Consider the following 20,169-nt stretch of genomic DNA (forward strand, 5'->3'; position numbering starts at 1 on the left):
GTTCCCGCACCCAGCGCACCCCCCACAGGTATCGCCCCGCCCACCGGCATCGCACCCCCCACGGGCGCGACTCGATGGTTGCTCGACGCCGCCGCGTGGGCTGGGCAGCGACCGTGGCTCCTCGCGGTCGCCGCGACTGTGCTGGTCGCCGTTGTAGCCGCTCGCAACCTGCTCGCGACGTGGCGGCACCGCCGTCACGCCGAGGGCGCCCGGCTGGTGACCATCGCCCCACCGCCGGAGGTCGACCCGCACAGCGCCGCCGCGCTGTGGGCTAACCTCGCCGGCACCCTCACCCCGTCGCGGCGGCGCCGGCTGCGCTACGGCAGCCCTCACGTCGTGTGGCAGTACACCTGGAGCGGGCGGCGGCTGCTCATCTCCGTGTGGGTGCCCGGCACCGTCCCACCCGGCGCCGTCGAAGCCGCCGTACGCGCCGCGTGGCCCGGCGCCGCCTGCACCACCGACACGGACCCCCAACCGCCGATCCCCCTGGACACGGCGGCGGTGGGCGGGCACCTGCTGCCCGTCGCCGCCGAGTGGCTGCCGCTGCGCACCGACCATGACACCGACCCGCTGCGCGCCCTGATGTCCGCCGGCTCCAGCCTGCGCGCCGACGAGCACGCCTGCGTGCAGATCCTCGCCCGGCCCGCCGCCGCCCGCCGCGCCCAACGGGCCCGCCGCGCCGCCGGCCGGCTGCGCGACGGCAAGACCGCCCTGCCGAGCATCAACCCGGCCGCACCGCTGCTGTGGCTCATCGAGGCGTTCCTACCCGGGCGCACCGCCGGCACCGGTCGGGCCGCGCCAGCGTCCCGCCGCGACCCGAGCGTGGAACGCGACGTACGCGCCATCCTCGACAAGAGCGCCCACCCGCTGTGGGAGACCGCGGTGCGCTACGCCGTGGCCAAGGACACCGGCCGCGCCAACACCGACCAGCGGCCCCGGCTGCGCGGCATCGCCGACACCATCGCCTCCGCGTTCGCCGTGTACTCCGCCCGCAACCGGCTCACCCACCGCGCCCGTATGCCCTATCCCACGGCGGTGTTGGCTCAGCGGCGTCTCGGCGCGGGTTTTGTCACCAGCGCCCCCGAGTTGGCCGCGCTCGCCGCACTACCCCAGGACCTGGCAGTACCGGGCCTGGACCGGGCCCGCGCGAAGTCCATGCCGGCCCCGGTCGCCGTGACCGTAGGCGGGCGCGGAGAGAAAATTCTCGGCGACGCGCAGATGGGCGGGCACCGTGTCGGCCTGTCCGTGCCGGATTCGAGGTATCACATGCACGTGATCGGATCCACCGGCTCGGGCAAGACCACCATGTTGGTGAACATGGCCGTCGACGAGATCAAAGCCCGCCGCGGCACCGTGGTCATCGACCCGCACGGCGACCTGGTCCTGGACATCCTCGACCGGCTGCCCGCCGACGTCGCCGACCGGGTCGTGCTGTTCGACCCCGACCAACCCAACCCGCCCACGATCAATCCCCTCGAAGGTGACGACCCCGACCTCGTCGTCGACAACCTCGTGTCGATCTTCGGCAACATCTTCGCCAAGGCGTGGGGCCCTCGCATGGACGACGTCATGCGTGTGGCGTGCCTGACCCTGCTGCGGCACGCCAACGTCACCCTGCAACACATCCCGCCGCTGCTCAACAGCGCCCAGTTCCGCTCTGCGATGACCGTCGACCTCGACGACCCGGCCGGGCTGCACGGCTTCTGGCAGTGGTACGACGAGCTCAACCCTGCCCTGCGCTCCCAGGTCATCGGACCGGTCCTCGCCCGGCTGCGCTCATTCCTGCTGCGTGACTTCGTCAAACGCACCATGCAGTACCCGCGCTCCAGCTTCGACATGGGCAAGGTCCTCGACGGCGGGGCGCTGCTCGTCCGCATTCCCAAGGGGCAGCTGGGGGAGGACACCAGCAAGCTGCTCGGGTCGCTGATCCTGGCGCAGGTGTGGCAGGCCGCCACCGCCCGCGCCCGCCTCAGCCCCGACCAGCGCCGTGACGCCACGCTGATCATTGACGAGGCGCAGAACTTCCTCACCCTGGCCAACAGCCTGGACACGATGCTCGCCGAGGCCCGCAAATACCGGCTGTCCCTTGTCCTGTCGCATCAGGACCTCGCCCAGTTCCCCAAGGACCTCCTCGCCGCCGCGTCGGCCAACGCCCGCAACAAGGTGTACTTCTCCTGCGCGCCCGAGGACGCCCGAGTGCTGGCTCGGCACACCCTGCCGGAGCTCGACGAGCACGACCTGACGCACCTCGACGCCTATACCACCGCGACCCGCCTGGTCGCCGACGGACGCCAGACGCCAGCGTTCACCATGCGCACCCGCGCACCGAAGCCCGTCGTCGGCGAGGCCACCGCCATCCGAGAAGTGGCCGCGGAAAAGGTCCTGCCCCAGGACAAGAGCGCCATCGACGCCCTCGTCGAGCAGTACTCCCGCCCGAAGAAGGACGACACCGCGACCCCTGAGGACAGCACCCGCGACTCGGAACGGACTCGCCGTCCACGCCGCTGAGCCTGACAGCGATCGCCACGGCACGCCTTCGGCTCGGCACCACCTGCGGCTACTCCAAGGGCTTCGGTAGCACCTTCGCTCCGGTCTTCGCCGTGCCTTCACCACCCCTAACCGCCGTCGCCGGCCATCACACCGGCCGATCGGCCCGTCACTGCAGCACACCGCCGGTGACCACTGCTGCTCACCGGCGGTGACAGTTCCAGACTCCCTCCTGAAAGGAGGGGGATTCCTCTCTACTCTCCCTGAGGAGATCACCATGTCTCGCCAATCACACACTCCTGAACCTGACCCGTCCGAACCTCGACCTACCCCGCCCGCTCGCCGGCTCAGCAAGGACGAGCGGCTGGCCCGCCTGCGGCTGCTGACCCTGCGCGACCACGACCTGCTGGATTGGCTCGCCGAGCATTACCTGCTCTCCGCCGACCAGATCGCCGCCGCCCTGTTCCCCTCGAAGCGCTCCGCGCTGCTGCGCTTGGCCGCGCTGCACCGCTACGAGGCCGTGCACCGCTTCGGTGACACCCGAACCGGCACCGACCAGTACCTCTACACCCTCGGCCCGCTGGGCATCGACGTGCACCCCCGCGCCTACAGCGACCCGCTGCGGCCGGACGCCCCCGCCCCCCGCACCAGCGTGGAACGCGCCCACCGCATCATTGGCAGCGGCCGAATGAGCCACCTGCTCGGCACCAACCAGCTCTTCATCGACCTGCACGCCTACACCCGCGCCGACCGCGACGCCGAACTTCTGCGGTGGTGGTCCGAGCAGCACGCCACCGCCGCCTACGCCATCGCCGGCGTGCGACCCGACGGCCACGGCATCTGGCGCGCCGCCGGCCGCACCGTCGGCTTCTTCCTCGAACACGACAACGGCACCGAGCCGCTGCGCATCGTGCTGGGCAAGCTGCGCGCCTACGAACGTCTCGCCGAGTTCGGACCCCGCTACCCCGTCCTGCTGCGCGTGCCCAACCGCCGACGTGAGGCGAACCTGCTCGACGCCCTCGCCGGCGTGCCCACCGTCATGCCGGTAGCCACCGGCCTGCACCAGGAGCACCCCGCCGGCCCCGCCTGGACCCTCGCCTTCGACCCCGGCTCACGCCGCTGGCTGCACGAGCTGCCCAGCGACCACGGCCCCGACACCGCCACCAACCCGCACCACTTCACCGACCCCGACGACGCCTAACAGCCCTCGCCGGCTCGCCCACAGCCGCTCACACCGCAGGTCAACCGCCGTCGCGAAGCCGCACCAGCGGCACGCGACGCCCGACCGCAGGCGAGCGGCTGTGAGCGGGCCCGCCACTCACAGCGGCTCACAGCCACTCACACCAGAACCGCCGGCGACGGCCGATGATCTCTCACAGCGCAGGTCAACCCGCCTGCACGCCGCCACGACGCCCACCGCCGCTGTGAGTGCCCAGAGCTACCGTTCACGTCACTACCACACCCCACATATCGCTCCACCCGGTTCGGTCCCACCTCAGGGACACCCCGCCGCACCCAGCGGTACGCGACGCCCACCCGCATCAGCCGGTCGGCCCGCGCCCCGCGCGACGGCCCCACGAGGTCGCACCAACCACCCGCACCAGCGCCCATTCCAGGACCCGATCCACGCACCCGGTGGACCGGTCACACCAGCGCGTCCCGACGCGCACACCCTCAAGGAGCGCCGATGACCAGTTCCGACCAACAGGTCCCGCCGACGGCAGGACGAAACAGCAACGCCCGCACACCCTTGATCGACGGACCCCCGATGGCGAAAATAGTCAATCTGACCCCGCACCCTGTCCACGTTTTCCCGAGTGGCACTCCGGATCGGATCGATCCGGGCAGCGTCACGCCGTTGCGCGTGATCGCACCAAGTTCGCAGCATCAAACGGTGAGGCTGGGTCAACGGGTCATCGGACCCGATGAGCTCGACTTCGGCGTTCCCGTCGCACGGGTCGCCTTCGGCGTGGCAGACGGTGGCGTTCCACCATTGCCACCGCCGGTCAAGGGCACCTACTTCTTGGTGTCCCTGGTCGTCGGTCTCGCCGCGTACAACCGCGACGACGTGCTGGTCTGCCACGACACCGTCCGAGACCTGGACGGTTCGATCATCGGCGTCCGCGCTCTCGCGCGTCCGCACCGCCCCTGACCGGCACTTACGACACCCGGACCGCCTAGGTAAGCGACAGCTTCTCCGTACCCGAGAGACCTGTTGCTGCATGACTGGCTCCACCGCTGCCGACACCCACCACCTGTGAAAAGCAGGATTCGCAGGCCTCCACAGCTCTGGCCCAACTGGCGTGCCTTGCTGCACATGGCCGAAACCGCTGACCGCCCTGACCGACCCATGAACCCAGTGGGTGGGTCGCTTCCGCATGCCCGCACGCACCCAACAAGGAGGACCCCACCATGTCCGCTGTCAACGGCACCCCGCTGACCCTCCACGGCAGCCGCGTGCCCGCCATCCCCATCCGACCGGCCCCCGCGAAGGCCACCGCGGCGCCCGCGCGCCCACCGGCCCCCGCTCAGGCCAGCAGTGTCGTCCGCACGCCCGTAACGCCGGCGCCGACCATCGCCACGATGGTCATCTGCCTGCCCGACGAGGTGCCCGCCGAAGCGCTCACCGCGCATCAGCTGCGCACCCACTTCGGTGTCACCGGCACCCTCACCCCGCTGTTCTGGGCGGTACCGCAGCTGCGGCTGTGGCAGCGCAGCCAGATGATCGGCCTGCGTAAGGGCCGTCCCATCCCCTGCGCGGGAGGACCGTTGCGGCTGCTCGACCTGCACGGCATGCGTCACGCCGCCGCCATCGGCGCCGCGATTCGCTACCAGATCTGGGAGCAGGCGGTGCATGGCACCCGGGTGGCCACTCCGTGGCCGACCTTCGAAGGCCGCACCCTGACCGACCCGCAGAAGTACCCGTACGACGCGGCGGTGGCGGACTTCCACGCTCAGCCCCGTGTCAACGCCATGCGTCTGCACGCGGCCGTCACTCCCGGCCCCGGCCAGCCCGGCGTCGGAGAACTGGAGATGTACCAGGCAGGCCAGATGGCCTACCAGCACCACCGAGCAGCCAGCGCTGTCGTCGGTGACGCGATGCTCACCATCGACGGCCACAAACTGGCCCCGATCAGCGACTCACTCACCCACCGGGTGACCTACCTCGAACAGGCCCTGCGCCACCTCGACACCCTCGAGCCCGGCCAACGGCTCCTCGCGGTAGCCCTCGACACCACCGCATGACACCCGTCCGGACGGCGCGCCCTGATCCCTGCACCCAGGGGACCCCAGGCGCGCCGCCCGGCGGTGCCGCTTCCTGCCCCACCCACCTATGCCAAGGAGGAACACCATGAACCCAGAACGTCGCGCCGCCGCTATCACGGCCGCGCTGACCGCTGTCGAAGCCCTCGCCGACGAGCAGGGTTGGGACGCCTTCCCCACGCTGCTCGGCGTGTTCGAATCCACCGCCCACACCGGCGTGGGAAGCCTCTACGTCGAGCAACTGCCCATCGACTCGTCGATTTGGCAGATGCACGCGATGCCCGGCGCCCGCTCGACGGCGCCCTACTGGATCGGCCTTCGCGCCATCACCGCAGTGCTGACCACCGCCAAGGCCCCTCAACTGCGGGCGTGGACCCACGCCCAGATCGGGCCCATTCTCGCCCTGGCATTCCTGGGCGAAGGACTCGACACCAGCGAATCCGGCCGCCGCGACGCCACCGCCCTCGGACTACCGAGCACCGACGACGGCATCCCGGTACGGGCACTGACCGCCTGCGACGTCGACGGGCGCCACTACCAGTTCATGCGCCACCGCGGCGCCGCCACCATCACCAGCCTCGTGCTGAACGACCCGCCGGCTGAGATCCGAGACCGCGGGATCTCGGCCGATGTGCGCCGTGTGCTCAGCACCATCCGCGCCTAACCTGCGGCGACCAAACAACCCAGCCCGGACCCTCGACCGCTCCACCACCGGCGCACTCCAGCCGTTCGGGCCCGCACCGCAGCCGCGTCCGGCAGAGAGTCACGCCAGGCCTCGCACCGCGGGGCCGAAGCAGGCGCCGTCAACGCGAACGCGCCATGCGTCCCGATGCCGGGGGTCACTCATCGCCGCGGCCGGGCCTCTGCCACGCCTCAGCGCGCCGCACCGGCAGGTCCGCGCCCGGGCGTCTCGCACCGGTAGCGCCGCAGCTCACGCCCCGCTGCGCCAGGCGCCCCGGGCATGGGGCTTTCGCAGCACCGGCCTGAGACAGGCCGCCCTATTCCTCTTCCCGCCCAACACACCCTCACGGAGGTTTCCTCACCATGTCCCGACTGTGGTTCCGCATCGAGGACGTCCTGCCCCTGGCAGAACACGCCCTCGCCAGCCCCACCCACCGCCTCACCGCAGGACAGATCGCCGCCGGCGAGCTCAACGGCCCCGCCCTGAGCCTCACCCGCTACGGCGAGCGCGCACACATCCGGTCCAACGGCATCCCCGTCTGGCACACCCGCGACGGCGACGAGCAGATCGCGTTCAGCGTCTCCTGGCGCCGCACCACCGCCGCGAGCCGTGAACGCGAGCGGCTACAACACCTGTACCTGCCGCTGGGCTCGTCGACTGCCGCCGAGCGGCGGCTGATCGACGTCCTACGCGGCGCGCGCCACCTCGAGCGCAACTGGCTGGCCATCGACACCCCGGTGTGGCCCGGCGCAAATCTCGACGCGGCACACCTGCAATCCTTCGACTACCGGATCGACATCGCGCCACCCGACGCGCGCTGGCGGCCCGTGATGGTCTCCTCGCGGCAAGTCCGCAATCACAGCTATCCCGCCCTGGTCGCCGACGACTGCAGCACGGACGCCGGCGGCCTCATCTGCCGCTTCGACCCGAGCACCGCCCGACAGATCGCCGACGACCTAACCGGCCGATGGCGGATGGGCAGCATGCCCGGGGAATACCCGCTGCTGCGCTTCGACGGTGACATCGCGGCGCTACTGGAGGAACGCGACACCGGCAGCGGCGACATCGTCCTCGATCTCGACGAGCGCTGCCACCCCGATCGGGACGGCTACTACAGCATCGGCGCCCACCGCTGGTTCTGGACCGCCGACACCTGGACCCCCATGCCGCCGCGCGCCCGGATACGCCTGCACCTGACCGCTCTCACCGGTCGGCTGCGCACCAGAACCGCCACCCACCTGCCGCCTCGGCAGGAACCCGCCGCGGTCACCGAGCCGCCGTTCTAACCGGCGGCGGCCCCGCCCCGAGCCCCGCCGGATCTCGCTCGTCCGCAGATCCGGCCATCGCACTTGATTCGTCCCGCGATCGAAGCGTGGATCAGTGCTGACCTCACCCGACAAGGAGACGCCCATGACCGACCAACCGGAAACCGTGCCACCGCACGCCCTGTTCAAGGTGCTCGCCGCCCTCGCTGATCTCGGCGACGCCACCGCCGCCGCCGTGGCCGAGCACGCCGACCTCGGCTACTCCACCGCCACGGCCAAGCTGCGCGTCTGGGAGGGGACCGGACAGACCGAACGCGTTCAAGGCGAGGACAAGCGCGCCGTGTGGCGGCTGACCGACTCCGGCCACGCCACCGTCGGCGCCGGCCGAACCGCCTCGCCAACGGTCACCTCCGCCGGCCCCGAATCGCCGCCCGTCGACTCTCCCAGCATTGGCGACGCCGTTGACGATGATCCCGGCGCAACCAGCGACAACGCGCAGTCCGGCGAACAGCCCACCACGCCGCCCGACAGCGCTGCCGACGGCGAACCTCCCACCTCCGCCGCTACCGAAACGCACGCTCACGCTGATGAGCCGACCGTAGGCGTCGACGACTCCGCACCGACGGTCGACGACGACCCACCGCAGGCCGGCACGCTCGACGACGGCGAAGCGGAGGCTGTCGCCACCCCGGATGCGGCGACCACGGCGGCCGGACCCGGCCGCCGGGCGAAGGGCTCTCTGCGCGCGGCGGTGCTGGACATCCTCGAAGCGCACCCCGACCGGGCCTACAAGACCGGCGAGTTGTGCAAGCTCATCGACGCCGCCGAGGCCGGCACCGGCGTGCTCAAGGCCCGCCCGGGCGCGGTCGTGAACGCGGCGGTCAAGTTGGTCGCCGCGGGCAAGGTCGTGCAGACCGTCGACAAGCCCGCCACCTTCCAACTCGCCCCCGCCGCCCAGTAGCGGCTGCACCCACTCGTCAGGTAGCCCAGGGGCGGGCGTGAAGTTTGGCCGCTGCTCGCCCGCCCCTGGTGCTCCTTCTCAGACAAGGAGCCATACCAGTGTCGCAAACCATGCAACAGATGCTCGCCTGCGCCGGCGGGGTCCTCGCCGGCCTCGCCGTCGCCGCCCCCGTGCTGTTGGGACAGCAGCGGGCCCTCATCAAGGCCCGCTGGGCGGCAAACCACGACGACATCACCGGCCTGCCCAACCGACGGCTGTTCCACACCCGGCTGCGCGCCGCCCTGGCCGACAACACACCGGTCGGGGTCGTACTGCTGGACCTCAACAACTTCAAAGCCGTCAACGACACCCTCGGCCACGAAGTCGGCAACGACCTGCTCCACCAGGTCGGCCGCCGCCTGAACAGCCTCCCCGGGAACGTGGGGATCGCCGCGAGGCTCTCCGGCGACGAATTCGCGCTGCTCGTCCGTGGTACTCGCGAGGACACCGCCGCCGCGGCCCACGCCGCCTGGCAAGCGATCGCCGCTGGCACGATCCTCGTGGTCAACGGCGACCTGCCCGTGACGGCGTCGGTCGGCTACACCCACACCCATCACCCCAATGTCAGCCCACGTCACCCCAACGTCAGCCCACGGCAGTTACTGACTCAAGCCGACAGCGCGATGTACGAGGCAAAGACCGCCGACGGTCGGGTCCGCGAGTACCTGCCCCACCGCACCGTGACGGTACGCAGCCGCGACCGCCAGCGCCACTGAACCTCGCCCCCGCCCAACCCTCACGCGCCAAGGACCCCGCAGCCAATCCGGCCGCGGGGTCCTTGCCGTCTTGCACCCCGGAGATGGGAGACCCCGTGCTGTCCTTCACCGCTGTCCACAACCTCTGCACCTGCCTCATCGAGGCTTCCACCGACTCAACCCGATTCGCATGGAACCAGCCGCCAACGCTGTTGCTCGTCCACGACTGGCCGCTGATCACCGCCCCTACACCGCGGGGCCCGGCGATGCGCAGCCTGGAGTTCCCGCCGCACCCCGACGACAAGCTCGACAACCCGGCCGGACTACCCGCCCTCCTGCACCGCCTCGCGGCCACCCTGCACAGCACCCCAAGGGGCACGCCTTACCACCGCACCCTCGACACGATCATCACCCGGATCCGCGACGCCGCCCCGGACACGCGCCTTATGGCCTGGGCCGCCTGCTACGCAGACGTTCACACGCTCGACGGCGAACCCCGACAGATCCGCCGCGTCGACGCCGTCGACACCGACGGAAGGCTCTACCAGCTCACCCACCTCACCGGCGAGGAGCACCCCCTGGTGCTCGTCGACGACACCCCCGAACCCCGCGACCTGCCCGCCACCTACCCCGGCCTGGTCGCGTTGCTGGCCGCCACCGCCCGCTACGCCCAACCCGCGTCCGCCGGGGCGAAGGCATGATCCGGGCCGACCCCGCCGGTGCCAGTGCAGACGAGCCGATCTTCAGCCGATGCGGGCCCGACGGCGGGTCCATCAAATGCCGGGTCTGCTCCGCCGTCGACGAGGTCGTCGTCACGGAACTGCCAGCGTCGATGGCCGCCTACGGCGAGAACACCACCGCCCGCTGCTTGCGCTGCGGGTCGAGCGAGACCACCGACCCGGTCTACGGCTGGCGCGCCAAGCCCAGCACCCCACCCGCCCCAGACCGTGCCCCACGTGAAAGCGCTACCCAGTCCTCACCTGCGTGCGAAGGAGCCTGTCCGTGAGTACCACCTGCTGCATCGGCGCCATCGACCCCGACAACCCAACCCTCGTGCGCGCACGGATCGTGCACTACGACGGTCAGCCGTCCAACGTGCTGCCCACCCTGGCCGCGATCTGGGCCACCCACGCCCACCAGGACACCGCAGCGCTGATCACCACAATCCTCGCCAACGACTGGGAACAGCTCGACGAGGACACCACCGCCAGCACCAGCTCCAACTTCGCCGGCCAGAAACCGGTGCCCGGAGTCGGCATCACCCTGGCCTCCACCAGCGACGGCGTGACGGTAGACCCGCCGGAACCGGTCACGGTCTTCCCGCTCTGCCACGCCGGGCACCTCGACGTCGAATGGATCTACCTCATCGATGCCGCCACCGACACCATCGTCGTGCACACCGGCGACGGAACCCCCGTCGCCGCCTACCCGCTGGTCGCCTGCCTGAGCACCGATGGCACCGGGGCAGCTGAGCAGCGGTGCGGATCGCAACCACCAGCATCGGCACCACGGTGAGTGGCCGCACACTCGGTGCGGTCGCCGCCGGGGTGATCGCCGTGCTGGTGCTCTGCGCAGGCGGCATCGCCGCGCTGTTCGGCGGAGGCGGCAGCGCGTCAGCCGCCTGCAACACCGCTGTCGGCCCAGACGGACAACCGGTGCTGCCCACCCTCGCGGCGTCCCCGCCAACTGACGGAGCTGGGAGCTGGAACAACGAACAACTCGCTAACGCCCGCACGATCATCACCGTCGGCGCCGGACAGCAGGTGCCAGCTCGCGGCTGGATCATCGCGCTCGCCACCGCCATGCAGGAGTCCGGGCTCCGCAACCTCACCGGCGGCGACCGCGACTCCGTCGGCCTCTTCCAGCAACGCCCCAGCCAAGGCTGGGGAACGCCGGCCCAACTCGGCGACCCCACCTACGCCGCCGGCAAGTTCTACGACAAGCTAGCCACCATCACCGGCTGGCAGACCATGCCGCTCACCGAGGCCGCCCAAACAGTCCAACGCTCCGCCTACCCCGACGCTTACGCGAAGTGGGAGGACGACGCGACCTCACTTGTGCAGGAGCAGGTCACATCGAGCGATGGCGTCGAGCTCGACTGCTCCTCCCTGCTCGGCACCGCCGAACCGGCTCCGCGTAACTCCGATGGCTCCTGGCCGGAGGAGAACTGCGCCATCCGTCCCGATCCGACCACCGGCACCGGCTGCGTGACGCCCCGCCTACTCCATCTCGTCCAACAAACCACCGCTGCCGGCTTCCCAAAGCCAGGCTGCTACCGCGTCGATGACCACGGCGAACACCCAAAAGGCCGCGCCTGCGACTGGATGATGACCTCCGGCGGCGAAGCGTCCGGCACCCAGAAAGCCCGCGGCGACGCGATGGCCGCATGGTCCGTCGCCAACGCCGACCGTCTCGGCATCCAGTACGTCATCTGGTTTCGCCAGATCTGGACCGAGTCCGAAGGCTGGCACCCCTACAACAACCCATGGGGTGGTGACGACCCCTCCGGATGGCACACCAACCACATCCACATCAGCGTCCAGTAAATGACGGACCCGCTCCTCATGCCTTCCCGAGAAACCCAGAGCATCCCCGATCGCACCGTGGACGCTGGCCTCAAGCGGGCTACCCGCTCAACCCGCAGGCAGTTCGAGGAAGGCCGTGATCGCGAAGTACCGAGCGATGGCCTCCACCAGAGCACCTCCGCGCTCCTCCAACCCGATACCTCGCGCCCACGCATCAAGCCCTACATGGCTGCTCAGAACGCCCACTCACGCCAGCCCTAGCGGTCTGAGGTCGAGCAGGTCCTCACCCGCAACCCCCTGCAGCGACACGGCGCTCGACACCGCGATTGATGCCGCGTGGCCGCGGCAGTGACACCGCACAGCACCGACCGATGCTGCCGCGACCCCCGATCACTACCAGCCACCCGGCGCGCCTCATGTGCCGGGTGGCCCAACAGCGCACGGAGATGAACGATCATGACACGTCGACTCTGGTTGCCGGTGGCACAGATCCACCCGCTGGCCGAACACGCCGCCGCCTCCCCGCGACCCACCAACCCTGCACAGCAGCGCCCCGACCGGCCGGCCGTACCCGCACTGCTCTTGTCCCGCGAGCCCGACGGCGACTGGCTCAGCTCCAACGGCGCGCCCGCCTGGTACGACGCCCACGGCGCCGAGCACCGAGTACGCGCCGAAACATGGACCCACACCGCCACCGGCGCCACGGGAAACCCCCGCCCGCACGAGGGCGACGGCTTCATGCCCTTGCACACCACGCACTTCGACGGACGCCGCACGCTGCTCGACCTGCTTCGCTTCGCCCGCCAGCACGACGTGCCCTGGCTCGGCGTCAACGCCGACCGCACCAGCGAGCTGCACAACGACAGATACGTGCTCTCCCGCAGCCGCCACGACCACCTTCCGCCTGACGCGAGCTGGACGCTGGCGACCGTCACCTGCGCCACCGTCGGCGGCGGCACCTACTGGGCACTGGTCGCCGACGGATACACCACTCTCTCTGGCGGGCCGCTGTGTCGGTTTCCCCAGTACGAGGTCGAGCGTATGGCCCGGGACTTGCGCAAGCTGGCCACCGGCGACGTGCCCGGACAGCACCCCGTCCTGCAGCTGGCGTTTTGTCAGGTCAGCGTGCAATGGGAGGACGACCTCGGCGAGGGCAGCAGCTGGATCGAGCAGGACCTGTGCCGCATCGACGCCGACGACCACTACGCCATCGGTGCTTACCAGTGGCACTGGACCAACGCCACCGCAGCCTGACGCCCGAGTTCCTTCGCCTCGTGGCGGCCTCAAGGCCGCCGTCGACGCACGACCCTCATCTGAAGGAGGACCAAGACCCGTGAGCGCACCTGCGCTGATCGGTGTGGCCGCGTTGCGCGGCACCTGCGTCGCCCGCCACATCCAGCTCGGCGAAGCACCGGAGGTCGTGGTGCCGTTGCTGCGCCGGATCTGGACCGACACGTTCGACCGCGACACCGACGCGATGGCCGCCGCACTGCTGGCCCGTGACTGGGTTCAGCTCGCCGTCAATCCCAAACCCCGCCGATGGGACCAGCATCCGCCGGTGCCGGGCGTGGGTTACCCGACCGCCGGCCACGACACCCTGTGGCGGGGCTCGCTGCGCGAGGACGTCGACGGGCCAGTGGAATGGCTGTACCTGCTGCACCTCGACCAGCGGCGGCTGGTCGCGTACGAGGCTACGGTCCACGGCCGCTGGCTACGGCACAGCGCCCACTACCTCAACCCGGGCGAGGACCTGTTCGTCACCGAACCCGCCCTCGACGATGGCGGCCCGGACGTGACGGTGTGCAGCGTGTGCGGCGCGGTCGACGAGATCGAGCACGTCGAGGTGCCGTCCATGGCTGGCTACGGCTACGACACCACCACCTCGTGCAACCGGTGCGGCTCCCTGATCGCCACCAACCCGATCTTCGGTGACCGCCTCGTCCGCAAGCCCTGGCCACCGCCGCAACCCGCCACAGACGGCCCACCGAGCAGCACCCACTGAGTACGCCCGCCCCAACGCCACACCTACCAGCCCCATCAACAACCGAAGGAGGAAAGCTCATGATCCCGCGGACGCAGGACGAGGTCCTGCATCGCATCAACCAGTGCGCCGCTAACGACGACCTATTCGGCTTTCACCGCGGCCTGCTGATCAACGCCCTCGACATCGACCACGCCCGCCCATTCCTGCAACCCGGCATCACCGCCCAGCAGTGGAATCGCCATCGGTGGGACGGTCACGCCGGCGCCGAGGCGTACGGCCGCGAGTACCTGTGGTTCGCCGTGCACAAGGTCCTGAACCACCGCAGCGGGTCCGCGTCACGTGCGGTGAACAAGCTCACCGAACTGGCCTGGCTGCTCGGCCGCGAGGACGTGGTCACCGCCGTGAACGCCGCTCCCTACCCGATGTACGGGGCGCCGAAGATCACCGTGTTCGCCGAAGGGCTCGGCTGGCCGCTGCACAGCCGCGCGCAGGACCCCGACGGGCGGGCGGCCTTCACCCGCATGGCCGCCGGCCAACCCTGCAGCCCCGACGGCTGCGACTGGGGCTGCAAGGACTAACCCCGGCACGACCACCCAGCACCTTGCTCACCGCCGGCCGCGACCCCAACCCGGGGCCGCGGCCGGCTCCCGTATACCCCTCAATCGGAAGGACCACCCGCATGACGACCGAGCCGAGCTCGTTCGAACCCGCCAGCTACATCCTGCGACTGCCGCCCCTGCCGCCGGCACCGCCCGTCAACCTCGACGCCTACGTCCACAACCCGGGCAGCCCGGTCCTCGACCGCCCCGCCGCCGAAAGCCGCCTGACCGGCCGCGGCAATGCCATCGCCGTCGGCGACCTCGTCCAACCAGTAGGCGACGCCACCCGACAGCGGGTCACCGCCGTCGACCACCACACCGGCCAGATCACCATCACCAGCGAAGGCGACACCACCCGCACGATGGCAGGCATCGACGTCGAGGTCGTCAGCCTCGCCGCGCATCCACCGGTGCCCGACGACCTCCTCGAAGGGCTCAGCCTGGAGCAGGCCCGGGAGCGCATCACCGACATCGCCTCCGACTACGGCAGATACCCCCAGTACACGAAGGCCTACTTCGCCGACTGGGTGTTCGGCCGCATCGTGGCCGACATCCACTGGCGCAACGACCCCGCCGCGCCGGTGGACTTCCCCGCCGGGCAACGGGTGCTCGTGCGTCCCGACAACCAGCCCGTCTATGGCGCGATCAACCCGCCCACCCTGATGGCCTACTGCACCCGCGGCCCCCGACCTGGCATCCCCACCGCGGTCTGGCCACATCAGATCCGCCTCGAAGGATGACCGGCCCACCACGCCTGGCGTCCCGCCGCGACGACACCAGAACCATCGGCGAACTGGCGCACAGCGCCGCCCCGCATCACAGGAAGGAACACCGCTAATGGTCATCAAGACAATCGTCACCCTCACCGACGATCTCAACGGAAAAACAGAAGGGGTTGCCACGTACCAGTTCTCCCTCCAAGGCACCCCCTACGAGATCGAACTGACCCCGGAGAACCTGGTAAAGCTCCGGACGGCCCTCGACCCATTCATCAAGGCTGGACGACGGCTACCGAAGGCGACGGACCACAGCCAGCGACCTCGCATCGACGGGCCGAGCTTCCGCGTCGGGACCCAGCGGCTGCGCGACTGGTGGTACGCCAACTGGGAGGAGCACAAGCTGCCCGAGCCCCGGTCGCACGGCGGCATCCCACGGCGGATCCGTAACGCCTACGACGCGGTCCACTAGCCACACCGGTGTGGGCCGGACCGACCCACGGTGCGGCCCACACCGTCACCTCCGACCACCCGGATTGCCCGTCACCGACGACCAGCGCGAGCCGTCTCGGATCGCCTGTATCAGCGGCAGTTCTGACCAAGGTTTTCGCCGTATTCCACCAGCGGGGACATGGTCTAGAAGCGAACCCAACGACAGACGCCGACAGCGTCGGTCTATACCAGGCACCGCCACCAAAAGCAGCTGTGAACCCTCCCCGACACAAACCCGTCGGCACGCGCCCCGGGCCACCGAAACAAGGAATCCCCACACCACCCGATTGGAGATTCACCCGTCATGGGTCAACGAACACTCATCGGCGTCATCAACCCGACCAACCGTCGCTACCAGGCGGTCTACCAACAGCGGGGCGAGCACATCGCCGACCTGCTGCCCGGCCTTCGCCACGCCTGGCGCGAGACCCACCACGGCGACACCACAGCGATGGCAGCAGCGATGATCGACCCGCGCCTGGTAGGCCGGCACGACCTCTGCCGCGGCCACCTCGACGAGGTGCCCGAGATCGACCTCGACCAGCTGACACTGGTGCACCCCGACCGTGCCGGGGTCAGTGTCTACGTCCCCAACCACAAGGGTGCATGGCTGCTGTCCAGCCGCCACCGCCTGGCCGTCACCGCCACGGATCAGTTCACCGTAACCAGCGGCGACACCGGCGGCAAATGGACCTGCACTACCTGCGGCAGAGCCAACCAGCTGCAGTTCGCCAGCCGACCACGATGGGGCACCGAGCGCGGGCCAGACGGGCCACGGACGATCATCACCTGTACCGGCTGCCGATCCGCCGAGACAACCGACCCGCACTTCGCCGTCACCATCATCCGCCCCACCTGAGCACTACTGCGGGTACCCGGACACGGAACATCCCACCAGCCAGTTGGAGGACGTAGATGTCGAACGGTTGCGACTACTCGGTCGCCGCGTTACGAACATTTCTACTGAGGATGACCGGGCTCGCGTTCGCGTCCGAGAATCGGGCGGAGGCGACGCGAAGAACCGCGGAGGTGCCATCCCACACAATCCTTGTGTTGGACTACCTCGAACTTCCCGACGATCTCGACATTCGCACGCTCGATTTCGAAGCCGCGCTGGGTCGACTGACCATGGTCCGACCAGACCTGGCGCAGAACACGATTTATGGTCTCCGCTCCCTGTCCCGCAAGGGCGTTCGCATGTTCTACCGTTGGATGAACGGGGACTCCGAGTGGTGGCACGTGACCAAGCACCCGGCCAGAACGCAGCGTCGGCCTGCCAGGAGTTTCCCCGTCACCGTGAGGTTCGCGCTGCGCCCCGAGTTCGACGCGCGGCTCGTCGTGCCCTCTGACCTTACTGCCGCAGAGGCGAAGAACCTCGCCCGGTTCATCGAGGGCCTCGCCCCCTAAGGCGATTACCGCGCAAGAGTCGGGCGTTCCACGCCCCGCCGATTGGCCTATCGCAGCACCTTCGGCGCACAACCGCGTCTCCTACCGGGGCGACAGGCACTGTCCAGGGACAGCAGCCCCAGCTCCTTACGTGGTGACGCAAAGGCGCTCTCGCCGTTCTGCGACCCGGTCCCCGGCAACGCGTGCTCGTGCGTCCCGACAACCGGCCCGTCTACGGCGCGATCAACCCGCCCACCCTGGCTGCCTACTGCACCCACGGCCCCCGACCTGGCATCCCCACCGCGGTCTGGCCGCACCAGATCCGCCTCGAAAGCTGATCGCCGCACCACGCCTGGCGTCCCGCCGCGGACGACACCACGGACACGCGGGCGAGGACACCCAACCAGGACCGCCAACGCCGATGGCCGCACGCACGACACATTATCGAAAAGGACACCTGCGATGACAAGCCCTACCAGCAACAGCCAGCCAGAAGGCCAGCCCGCAGCGGGTCATTACCGCCGCGGCGACCGGGTGAGGTTGGAACACACCAGCGACCCCAACACCCGGCTACGCCCCGGTGACGAGGGCACCGTTCGCCGCTACGACCCACAAGGCCAAGTTCTCGACGTCGCCTGGGACAGCGGCTCCCACCTGTCGCTTCTGCTGAGCGAGTCCGACCGCGTTCGTCGGCTTCCCGCCCCACCCTCCGCCAAGCTCGGGCCGCAGGTGCGTGAGGCGTTGCGTGCCGCAGGGGCGGCTGCCGGTCGCGACGCGACCGGCTGGTGGGCGCAACACACCCTGGGCGGCCAGGCACGCGGCGACGTCACCGACATCGCGCGACGGGTCTTGTCCGGCATCGAGGACATCGTCCCGCTGATCCTCGACGGGCTCCCGACAGCCGACCGGTACCACCTCGCCGAGGACCCCGGGCGGTACGCCGAGCACGCCCCGCCCGGCGCGCCAGCCTGGCAGGACCTGAGCGCGCAGCAGCGCGACCAGGCGCGCTGGGCGTGGTGCGACGGCTTCGACGACGCCGCGCACGCCGAGGCCGAACGCCAGTGCCGCATGATTCTGCACCCCGACGGCGACGACCGCGACCTCACCCATCTCCACCCCGACCGTGTACGCCTGGGCGGGCCAGGTGTTTTCGCCGGCGACTGGGCCTGGCAGCCCAACGCCGGCGGGCAGATGCGCATCCCGGTCGGGTTCGTCGGCACCCTGGTCGACCTGTGGAACGGGTGGGCCGTGTTCACCTGCACCCGCGACGTCGCGGAGGCAATCGTCGCTGACCAGCAGACCGCCCGTGACAGCTTGCGCCAGTCCCTGGCGCAGGAAGGCATCCCCGAGGCGGACCTGGACCGTGTCGTGGACCAATCCATGGCGCGGCTGTTCTTCGATGGCGACACCATCGTCGCTGACGCCACCCGCCTTGAGGACGACCCGGACGCGATCGAGAGAGTCAGCCCGGACGCCGCCGGCCGGTACGTGGTGATGGGCTGGTCGTGGACCTGGCTGCCCGTGCATCCCTACGACTGCGACCGCATCGTCGGCGTCATCCCTGACCCGCCCACGAACGACGGCGCGCCGAACACCCTCAGTACCGCCCCGCCGCCTCTACCGGTGTCGGGGCTTCGTTGTGTCCCCGGACAGAAAGCAGCCTGATGTCAATCAAAACCATTGTGGTGGTCACCGAGGACCTGGACCACAGCACGGAGGACGTCCGTACCTACCGCTTCGCCTTCGATGGCGTTGAGTACGAGATCGACCTTGCCCCGCACAACCTGCAGCGGCTAAGGGACACGTACCTCGCGGCGGCCCGCCGGCTACCCAAGCGACCCGCCGGTCAGCGACGCGGCCCCAGCGTTCCCACCGGCCTCCCGGCCGAGGTCCGCGCCTTCTGGGCCACCCACGAACAACCGCTGCACCTTCCTCCGCGCCGCCGGCACGGCCCGATCCGAGCGGAGGTCTACGACGCCTACCGCACGGCCGCGGCCCGCACGAGCGGTCAGGGGACGCGCTGATGGCACACCACCTCTTCGCCGTGCTGGTACGCGCCGGTGTGAGCGTCGCCGCCATCGACGCGCATCTGGTCAAGCCGATGCGGCTCGTGAGCCGCGAGCACCGCATCGATGGCTACCGGCTCGGTGGGCAGGTCACCGGAGCGTGGGACCCCAGCTACGACCCCGCCGCCGATGCGAACAACTGGCACACCTGCGACGCCTGCCGTGGCACCACCCAGATCGACGGGGCAACGTGCCTCGCCTGCGCCGACGCCGCGCAGGCCGGCCGTCGGCCCGGCACCGTGGTGCCCTGGAGCTACACCGAATGGGCACCGTATCCCGGTGACATCGTGGCGCTGCCGAGGCTGCTGCATCCCGGCTGGCGGTTCCCGCCGGGCCGAACCCCGGTGGCCTGGGTCGACCTGGCCGGCGTCGTGTGGCTCGGCACCGACCAGGCCAACCTCTCCGGCACCGACGGCGGTGACGTGCCGCCGCGTCTGCGGACGGTCTTCCGGGATCTGCTGAGCGGGCGTCGGAACCCCGATCCGACGGTGTTGCCCGCCGTGCGCCGACCCGCCGTGGCCGGCTGGCCCTTGCCCGCGCGGCATCCTGGCCGCCTGCAGCGGGTACCGGGTGCGTTCCGCGCGGCGGATTGGTCGGTGGCGGTCGTCGATGCCCACTCCTGACTACCAACCGGCGCGCGGCAGCGCCGCCGTGTTCTCCGGGCCGTGGTTGCGCTACCAGACGAGCCGTCAGTCGCACCGCTACCAGGAGGGCTACGCCGCGACACTCATCGGCTGGTGGAACGGCGTCTGCGAGCTCAGCATCGACGCCGACGTCGCCCGGGCGCTCGCGCACACCTTTGCCGAGATGGCCGAGACCGTCGGCGGTGACTGGCGCACCGTCGACTTCGACGGCGACGTGCTCACCGTCGCCCGACCGCTGTCCCTCGGCGGCGGCGTTCACCTCGCGCAACCTACCGGCGGGCGCTACCGGATTGGCTGGGGGTTGCCCTGGATGCCGGTAGATCCTCGGCGCTGCGACCGGGTGGTCGGACATCCCGAAGCCTGA

The 20,169-nt window shown here is 70.1% G+C and carries 23 protein-coding genes; all 23 read left to right on the forward strand.

The features are described 5' to 3' along the window. The first annotated feature begins 78 nt into the window (after nucleotides 1–78). The 23 genes from AB0C25_RS27680 (at nucleotide 79) to AB0C25_RS27790 (ending at nucleotide 20,169) form a co-directional block, all read left to right on the forward strand. The gene (locus AB0C25_RS27680; protein WP_357310349.1) at nucleotides 79–2,508 is read left to right on the forward strand and encodes a type IV secretion system DNA-binding domain-containing protein; all 2,430 of its coding nucleotides are present in this window, start codon (nucleotides 79–81) and stop codon (nucleotides 2,506–2,508) included. Between the two features lie 256 nt (nucleotides 2,509–2,764). Then, nucleotides 2,765–3,688, forward strand: coding sequence for a replication-relaxation family protein (locus AB0C25_RS27685; RefSeq protein ID WP_357310160.1), 924 nt, complete (start codon nucleotides 2,765–2,767; stop codon nucleotides 3,686–3,688). Nucleotides 3,689–4,174: 486 nt separating this feature from the next. After that, entirely contained in the window at nucleotides 4,175–4,639 is a 465-nt protein-coding gene (locus AB0C25_RS27690; protein WP_357377099.1) for a hypothetical protein, read from the forward strand. A 260-nt stretch (nucleotides 4,640–4,899) separates the two neighbouring features. Beyond that, complete coding sequence (locus AB0C25_RS27695) at nucleotides 4,900–5,733, forward strand: hypothetical protein (RefSeq protein WP_357310164.1); 834 nt, start codon at nucleotides 4,900–4,902, stop codon at nucleotides 5,731–5,733. 106 nt (nucleotides 5,734–5,839) lie between these two features. Beyond that, nucleotides 5,840–6,415 carry a hypothetical protein gene (locus tag AB0C25_RS27700; protein ID WP_357310166.1) on the forward strand — a complete coding sequence of 192 codons (576 nt, stop codon included), beginning with the start codon at nucleotides 5,840–5,842 and terminating at the stop codon, nucleotides 6,413–6,415. Between the two features lie 380 nt (nucleotides 6,416–6,795). Further along, nucleotides 6,796–7,719, forward strand: coding sequence for a hypothetical protein (locus tag AB0C25_RS27705; protein WP_357310168.1), 924 nt, complete (start codon nucleotides 6,796–6,798; stop codon nucleotides 7,717–7,719). A 124-nt stretch (nucleotides 7,720–7,843) separates the two neighbouring features. Further along, a complete protein-coding gene (locus AB0C25_RS27710) occupies nucleotides 7,844–8,659 on the forward strand; it encodes a MarR family transcriptional regulator (RefSeq protein ID WP_357310170.1) in 816 nt (271 codons plus the stop codon). A gap of 98 nt (nucleotides 8,660–8,757) precedes the next feature. Continuing rightward, a complete protein-coding gene (locus AB0C25_RS27715) occupies nucleotides 8,758–9,414 on the forward strand; it encodes a GGDEF domain-containing protein (RefSeq protein WP_357310172.1) in 657 nt (218 codons plus the stop codon). 83 nt (nucleotides 9,415–9,497) lie between these two features. Further along, the gene (locus AB0C25_RS27720; protein ID WP_357377100.1) at nucleotides 9,498–10,094 is read left to right on the forward strand and encodes a hypothetical protein; all 597 of its coding nucleotides are present in this window, start codon (nucleotides 9,498–9,500) and stop codon (nucleotides 10,092–10,094) included. 301 nt (nucleotides 10,095–10,395) lie between these two features. After that, nucleotides 10,396–10,908 (forward strand): hypothetical protein, encoded by a 513-nt coding sequence (locus AB0C25_RS27725; RefSeq protein WP_357310177.1) that lies wholly within the window; start codon nucleotides 10,396–10,398, stop codon nucleotides 10,906–10,908. A gap of 32 nt (nucleotides 10,909–10,940) precedes the next feature. Further along, nucleotides 10,941–11,939, forward strand: coding sequence for a hypothetical protein (locus tag AB0C25_RS27730; protein WP_357377101.1), 999 nt, complete (start codon nucleotides 10,941–10,943; stop codon nucleotides 11,937–11,939). A gap of 435 nt (nucleotides 11,940–12,374) precedes the next feature. After that, nucleotides 12,375–13,172 carry a hypothetical protein gene (locus AB0C25_RS27735; RefSeq protein ID WP_357310181.1) on the forward strand — a complete coding sequence of 266 codons (798 nt, stop codon included), beginning with the start codon at nucleotides 12,375–12,377 and terminating at the stop codon, nucleotides 13,170–13,172. Between the two features lie 79 nt (nucleotides 13,173–13,251). Beyond that, the gene (locus AB0C25_RS27740; RefSeq protein ID WP_357310184.1) at nucleotides 13,252–13,920 is read left to right on the forward strand and encodes a hypothetical protein; all 669 of its coding nucleotides are present in this window, start codon (nucleotides 13,252–13,254) and stop codon (nucleotides 13,918–13,920) included. 59 nt (nucleotides 13,921–13,979) lie between these two features. After that, complete coding sequence (locus AB0C25_RS27745; RefSeq protein ID WP_357310186.1) at nucleotides 13,980–14,480, forward strand: hypothetical protein; 501 nt, start codon at nucleotides 13,980–13,982, stop codon at nucleotides 14,478–14,480. 101 nt (nucleotides 14,481–14,581) lie between these two features. Further along, nucleotides 14,582–15,241 carry a hypothetical protein gene (locus AB0C25_RS27750; RefSeq protein ID WP_357310188.1) on the forward strand — a complete coding sequence of 220 codons (660 nt, stop codon included), beginning with the start codon at nucleotides 14,582–14,584 and terminating at the stop codon, nucleotides 15,239–15,241. A gap of 97 nt (nucleotides 15,242–15,338) precedes the next feature. Next, a complete protein-coding gene (locus AB0C25_RS27755; protein ID WP_357310190.1) occupies nucleotides 15,339–15,689 on the forward strand; it encodes an Lsr2 family protein in 351 nt (116 codons plus the stop codon). Between the two features lie 324 nt (nucleotides 15,690–16,013). Beyond that, a complete protein-coding gene (locus AB0C25_RS27760) occupies nucleotides 16,014–16,568 on the forward strand; it encodes a hypothetical protein (protein WP_357310192.1) in 555 nt (184 codons plus the stop codon). 194 nt (nucleotides 16,569–16,762) lie between these two features. Next, nucleotides 16,763–17,116 (forward strand): hypothetical protein, encoded by a 354-nt coding sequence (locus AB0C25_RS27765; protein WP_357310194.1) that lies wholly within the window; start codon nucleotides 16,763–16,765, stop codon nucleotides 17,114–17,116. A gap of 188 nt (nucleotides 17,117–17,304) precedes the next feature. Next, nucleotides 17,305–17,433 carry a hypothetical protein gene (locus AB0C25_RS27770; RefSeq protein WP_357310196.1) on the forward strand — a complete coding sequence of 43 codons (129 nt, stop codon included), beginning with the start codon at nucleotides 17,305–17,307 and terminating at the stop codon, nucleotides 17,431–17,433. 124 nt (nucleotides 17,434–17,557) lie between these two features. Next, complete coding sequence (locus tag AB0C25_RS27775) at nucleotides 17,558–18,760, forward strand: DUF4314 domain-containing protein (RefSeq protein WP_357310198.1); 1,203 nt, start codon at nucleotides 17,558–17,560, stop codon at nucleotides 18,758–18,760. Then, nucleotides 18,760–19,119 carry a histone-like nucleoid-structuring protein Lsr2 gene (locus AB0C25_RS27780; protein WP_357310200.1) on the forward strand — a complete coding sequence of 120 codons (360 nt, stop codon included), beginning with the start codon at nucleotides 18,760–18,762 and terminating at the stop codon, nucleotides 19,117–19,119. Before AB0C25_RS27775 ends, AB0C25_RS27780 begins: the two co-directional genes overlap by 1 nt. After that, nucleotides 19,119–19,784 carry a hypothetical protein gene (locus AB0C25_RS27785; protein ID WP_357310203.1) on the forward strand — a complete coding sequence of 222 codons (666 nt, stop codon included), beginning with the start codon at nucleotides 19,119–19,121 and terminating at the stop codon, nucleotides 19,782–19,784. Before AB0C25_RS27780 ends, AB0C25_RS27785 begins: the two co-directional genes overlap by 1 nt. Further along, nucleotides 19,771–20,169 (forward strand): hypothetical protein, encoded by a 399-nt coding sequence (locus tag AB0C25_RS27790; RefSeq protein ID WP_357310205.1) that lies wholly within the window; start codon nucleotides 19,771–19,773, stop codon nucleotides 20,167–20,169. Before AB0C25_RS27785 ends, AB0C25_RS27790 begins: the two co-directional genes overlap by 14 nt.

The organism is Micromonospora sp. NPDC048839 (assembly GCF_040649915.1).
GTDB lineage: Bacteria > Actinomycetota > Actinomycetes > Mycobacteriales > Micromonosporaceae > Micromonospora.